The organism is Methylolobus aquaticus (genome assembly GCF_054172105.1).
Map to the genome: position 1 here is coordinate 1 of NZ_JBSYXP010000037.1, position 4,910 is coordinate 4,910.

Genomic DNA, 4,910 nt, shown 5'->3' on the forward strand with positions numbered 1-4,910 from the left:
CGACCCCGCACCCAGCCGATTTGGTTCGGCGGGAAAGGTAAGGGGAATTTCAGAGCGGTTTTTCACCATCCTGCTAAAGCCAGATTGAAGCCTCAGAGCCTCAGGGTCAGGTCTTTAGTTTGCATTTGCGGGTACCCCACGCCCGGGTTCGCACCCGATCCCCACTTCGCATTAACGGGAGAGTTGCCAGGCCCCCGGCCGATTCCGGTCGAGCACCGCGAACCGTGGCGGTCCGGCCCCGGGAAGCGGTGGTCGTCGATCCTGCAAATCAAAGACCCGACCCCAATCATCTCACAGGCTACCCTAAGGCTCGTCACTTTTGCGAGTCGGGGAGACGCGGCCTACCAACGTGACGCGCCTGTTGGCGATCAGAGGCGCCAACTCTCAGCATCTTCAGGCTCGACAGCCCCGTCGAGCAGTTCCGGATTCTTGATCAAGTATTCTTTCGCCCATGGCTGGATATTGTATGGGACGTCCTTGATCATGTTGAAGGCGTTGGAACTTCGATAAATCATTAGCTTCGCCGTTAATCCTCCTGCGATTCCGTCGTCTACTCGAAAGTATTGCGTGTTCACTTTCCCGAAAACGTAGGGTGCCAAATATCCCTTTTCCTCTGACGTCAACGCATGAAGCTTAAGTAGCAAGGGGGTCAGTTCTTTACTTGAAACCTAGCGACCCGTCGCGTTTCGGGCCGCGCGTCTTCCGTGTCCCCTCCTCGTTTTCCCTCTTACTCTGCGAAGCGCACGAACCGGAGATACACGGCCTAGCGATACTGTCGCGAAGGCTCGATGTCAGGTCTTTAGTTTGCATTTGCGGGTACCCCAATCCCGGCTTCGCGCCCCGTCCCCGCTTCGCATTAACGCGAGAGTTGCCAGGCCCGCGGCCGATACCAGTCGAGCACCGCCAACCGAGGCGGTCTGGCCCCGGGAAGATGTCGTCTTCGATCCTGCACAGTGAAGCACCGACCCCAATCACCGTTCTCGTCCTATTGACCTGGGCCGGCTAAAGGGTGACCCCAGGTTACCTTCAAGCGTCATATTCAACTCAGCGCTTTTACGAAGCTAACCAAATCGTTCAAATTTTTTCCAACTGCATCGGGGAGAACGCCGAGTTGCTCGCGGGGAAGATTTAACCGATTAACCCAGAATGTTGTATAGCCAAACGACTTAGCCCCGGCCGCATCCCACCCGGCGAACGCCGAGAAAAGGATTTCCTCTCTTGCAAGACCAAACGCGTCAATTGCCATTTGATATGCGCGCGGATCGGGTTTATAGGTTCTTATTTTATCGGTACTGAGAACATGCTCAAATAAACCGTCAAGGCCGGAGTTCTTGATACCGGCATCAAGTATCTTTGGGGTCGCGTTTGACAGAAACGCCAACCGGATGCCTGTTCTCTTGAGTGATTCTAGCGCCGCCGGAGCATCAGGCCACGCTTTGAGCCCAAGATAAGCTTCCGTCAGTTGTTTGCGCTTTTCTGGGGTTAGATCAAGGTTTAACAACTCGGTCGCGTATACCAGACTGTCTTCGGTTGCCTGCCAGAAGTCTACATACCGTCCGGATAAGGCACGCAGCCATTGGTATTCAAACTGCCTCGTGCGCCACGCATTGCTTAACTCAGTGCCCTGTCCGGGGAATAGCTTTTCGGCAAGAACAAAGACCGGACGCGGATCAAGAATCGGGAAAGCATCAAAGGCAATAGCTTTGATCTCGGGTTTTTTAGCGCCATGCGTCAATGGCATCGACGCCAAGCCCGCAGCCGCAACGCCTGCGGTAGCCAGGTTTAGGAACTCTCGGCGATTTAGTGGCATCACTAGCTCCTTCATAGCTGTGCCCGGGTCAGGGGGTCGGTTCTTTACTTGAAACCTAGCGACGCGTCCGGCCGCGCGTCTTCCGTATTCCCCTGCTCGGTTTCCCCTCGCGCGCTGCGAAGCGCATGAACAGGAGACACTCGCCATACTAGCGATACTATCGTACTCAAAAGACTGTCAGGGCTAAATACGGGACCAATCTCGGTGCGGGCTTCGGGGAGTAGCATTTTCCGTATGCGCTGGCAGGCAAAGAGCCAGCCACCGCTCGCGAATGCGTCAATGGTGTGTGAGCCCATATTCAAGAGGCGCGCCATCCAGTGCACTCATTCGTGAAGCGGCAGCGAAGTCCCCGGTAGCCGCTTAGTTCGCATCGACCCCAGGATTCTCGCTGTGCTTCCATGGAGTGATCTTCGCCAGCGTCTCGGCGAGTGCATCTTTCGCCAATGCAGCGTCATAGTCCAACTGTAACCCCATCCAGAAATCATCGGACATCCCGAAAAATCGGGACAGCCGCAGGCCCGTGTCAGCCGTGATGCCGCGAGTGCCTGCAACAATCTCCCCGATGCGGCGTTGTGGAACGCCTATCTCTTTCGCGAGACGGTATTGTGTGATTCGCATCGGCTTGAGGAATTCTTCCATGAGAATTTCGCCAGGATGTGGATAAGGGACGCTGCGCATGCTGGTGCTCGGTCAGTGGTAGTCGACGATCTCAACTCTTGTTGGTCCTTCGGGGGACCATACGAAGCAGATTCGAAATTGGTCGTTGATCCGGATGCTGTGCTGACCCGCGCGATTTCCGACGAGTGACTCCAGCCTGTTCCCAGGTGGAATTCTCAGGTCATCTAGTGTCGCTGCCCGATTCAGCATCGCGAGCTTGCGCATCGCGACGGCTTGCACGTTGACGAAGCGCTTGATCCTCCTACCCTCAAAGAGATCAGCTGTCTCGCGGCACGCGAACGATACGATGGTCACGCAGGGATAGTACCGTGCGGCGTTAGTATTGTGAAGCGTTAGTCTGAGGTGAAAGCCTGCGGGTCGACTGCGTGGGCTGAACAGCCGGGTCGGGTACTCCCTGTCGGACGTCCAGCGGTCAAGATTCAACTGCCCCCCCAATCCCCCAGCTTCATTCCCCCCGCTCCCGCTTCGCGAATTCCCTGAACCAGTCGAGGACCGGGGCCAGCGCCGGCGAGCGGTGGTCCCGTGCGGAGACCATGAACGCGGACAGCGTGAAACGCGGCGTATCGGGCACCGGGCGGAGCCGGCCCGTGGCCAGCAAGGGGCGCAAGGGGGTCAGTTCTTTACTTGACACCTAGCGACCTGTCGAGGAACGCTCGGGGTCAGGTCTTTAGTTTGCATTTGCGGGTACCCCAGGCCCGCGGCCGATTCCGGTCGAGCACCACCAACCGTGGCGGTCTGGCCTCGGGAAGAGGTGGTCTTCGATCCTGCAAAGTGAAGACCCGACCCCAATCATCTCTCACAGCCAACTCGACGCAAATATCGCACAGCGAAACCGTGGTCTGCCCCCTATTGTCCCTTAATTCCCAGACACATATGCGTATGATTGTGGCGCGACACCACTTTCCAGGAAGTCGCTTAACTCTTTGGGCTTCCGGTATCTTTTTACTGTTTTTACTTCAATGGCATGCCCGACATCTCTATCGTGAAAATACTCAGAGAAGAATTGTTTTGTGATACCCGAAAACTCCTTGGTCTTTTCCCATAAAGAGTCTGGGTGCTCAGTGTGAACCGTTTTAATTGAAAACTCACCCACCACCTTCCCTACTGGCTTAGTGGCATAGATAATGACTGTATTCACGCGAGCATCTCGATGCACCCTTCTGCGGAATTCATACCGTTTTGTCCCATCCAGGATGCTATACGCGTACTCCGGCTTAATTGATAATAAGACCTTCATCCAATTGCCCTGCATTTATCACAGACCGAAACTGTTCCAGAGATAGCCTCATGAAACCCCAGTAACCACCGGCGTCAAACCCCATTTCCTCAATCATTCTTCCTCGCGTAACCCGCTTGGGCAATGCGAAGTTGTATGTGAACCGAATAACGTGCGGATAACTCTTTTTGTGCCAAAACTGATTTAGCTCGTGTTCCTCAAAAACGCAGTAAGGCGAACAATACGCCATAAAGTCATCCTTAGACGTAAATGAGTGTATGCTTCTATATTCCTCGATGACGCACACGGACGTTGCCACCGAGCGATAGTGGGCTGGCCCCGCACCATCAGACGTGCGATAAATCAGAACGACGTCACCCGGCCTCAAGTTCTCCATTCCGCGCATCGCAGCCAAATATACCTTATGAATGCTGTTCGTATGGGAAACGTCCTGAACGATTGAGGAATCTTCGTTCTTCAAGATGGAGTCTGGGAGTAATCGGGTATGCCATTGAGGATAGAGAGAAAGGAGATAAATTGAATTATCCGCTAACTTCATCAACGGATAGCGATCTAGTACGCCGCCACTTACATCTGTCATTGTTTTCACAAGGACTAGCTCGGTTCCGTTAGCCGTTGTTTTCGTAGCACGCTGTCGAAATCCATATCGCTGGAATAGTGCTATCAGCGCTTCGTGCTTATCAAACACGGTTACGTAAATCTCGTTCGCTGCCTGCGTGACGGCATGGTCAAAAATTTTCTTTAAGAATCTCTCTCCGAGCCTTGTGCCGTGAGGGTTGATCTTTAGAGTGCCTACCTTTACGCGCCGAGCCGGCGGCAGAGGCGGTTGTACATCCTCGACCACCTCATTCTCGATTTTGAGGTAGAGGAACCCGTCAAGAAACCCAGTATCGCTGTAGAATACGTACGCAGAATCGGCTGCCTTCCTCGCAAACCACTGCTCGAACTCCGCATAGTCCTGCTTCAGCGAATCGAAAAATGGATCAGCTAAATCGATATCCGCAAATTGCTTGTAAGTTAGATTCATCAGCATATTTTGGTCTATCTTAGTGGTGCCCAACATCGGCGCTCAGCGGCAGCGCGATGTGGCGGCCGCTGTAGCGCAGGGTTAACAGGCTGGTGAAAAACTCCGAAGGCGTTGTGTGGCGGGGGCTCCGGCGTTCTGGACGGGGTAAAATACGGTAT

At 54.3% G+C, this 4,910-nt stretch carries 7 protein-coding genes; all 7 read right to left on the bottom strand.

Annotated features, from left to right (window positions below; translation table 11 throughout):
• Positions 1-368 precede the first annotated feature (368 nt).
• Positions 369-644 carry a super-infection exclusion protein B gene (locus ACW73L_RS21995; protein ID WP_498924682.1) on the bottom strand — a complete coding sequence of 92 codons (276 nt, stop codon included), beginning with the start codon at positions 642-644 and terminating at the stop codon, positions 369-371.
• A gap of 395 nt (positions 645-1,039) precedes the next feature.
• Positions 1,040-1,810, bottom strand: a complete 771-nt coding sequence (locus ACW73L_RS22000) for a haloacid dehalogenase type II (RefSeq protein ID WP_129883824.1) — start codon at positions 1,808-1,810, stop codon at positions 1,040-1,042.
• 360 nt (positions 1,811-2,170) lie between these two features.
• Positions 2,171-2,488, bottom strand: coding sequence for a HigA family addiction module antitoxin (locus ACW73L_RS22005; protein ID WP_129883825.1), 318 nt, complete (start codon positions 2,486-2,488; stop codon positions 2,171-2,173).
• A 12-nt stretch (positions 2,489-2,500) separates the two neighbouring features.
• Positions 2,501-2,782: a type II toxin-antitoxin system RelE/ParE family toxin gene (locus ACW73L_RS22010; RefSeq protein WP_129883826.1), complete on the bottom strand. Its 282-nt coding sequence runs from the start codon at positions 2,780-2,782 to the stop codon at positions 2,501-2,503.
• A 151-nt stretch (positions 2,783-2,933) separates the two neighbouring features.
• A complete protein-coding gene (locus ACW73L_RS22015; RefSeq protein ID WP_498924683.1) occupies positions 2,934-3,119 on the bottom strand; it encodes a hypothetical protein in 186 nt (61 codons plus the stop codon).
• 225 nt (positions 3,120-3,344) lie between these two features.
• Positions 3,345-3,740, bottom strand: coding sequence for an ASCH domain-containing protein (locus ACW73L_RS22020; protein ID WP_498924684.1), 396 nt, complete (start codon positions 3,738-3,740; stop codon positions 3,345-3,347).
• Positions 3,703-4,758, bottom strand: coding sequence for a hypothetical protein (locus ACW73L_RS22025; protein ID WP_498924685.1), 1,056 nt, complete (start codon positions 4,756-4,758; stop codon positions 3,703-3,705). The genes ACW73L_RS22020 and ACW73L_RS22025 overlap by 38 nt, the downstream gene beginning before the upstream one ends.
• Between the last annotated feature and the right edge of the window lie 152 nt (positions 4,759-4,910).

Coding starts and splice junctions, on each gene's coding strand:
- ACW73L_RS22000 (WP_129883824.1), bottom strand. CDS start 1,810: ATGCCACTAAATCGCCGAGAGTTCCTAAACCTGGCTACCGCAGGCGTT.
- ACW73L_RS22005 (WP_129883825.1), bottom strand. CDS start 2,488: ATGCGCAGCGTCCCTTATCCACATCCTGGCGAAATTCTCATGGAAGAA.
- ACW73L_RS22020 (WP_498924684.1), bottom strand. CDS start 3,740: ATGCAGGGCAATTGGATGAAGGTCTTATTATCAATTAAGCCGGAGTAC.
- ACW73L_RS22025 (WP_498924685.1), bottom strand. CDS start 4,758: ATGCTGATGAATCTAACTTACAAGCAATTTGCGGATATCGATTTAGCT.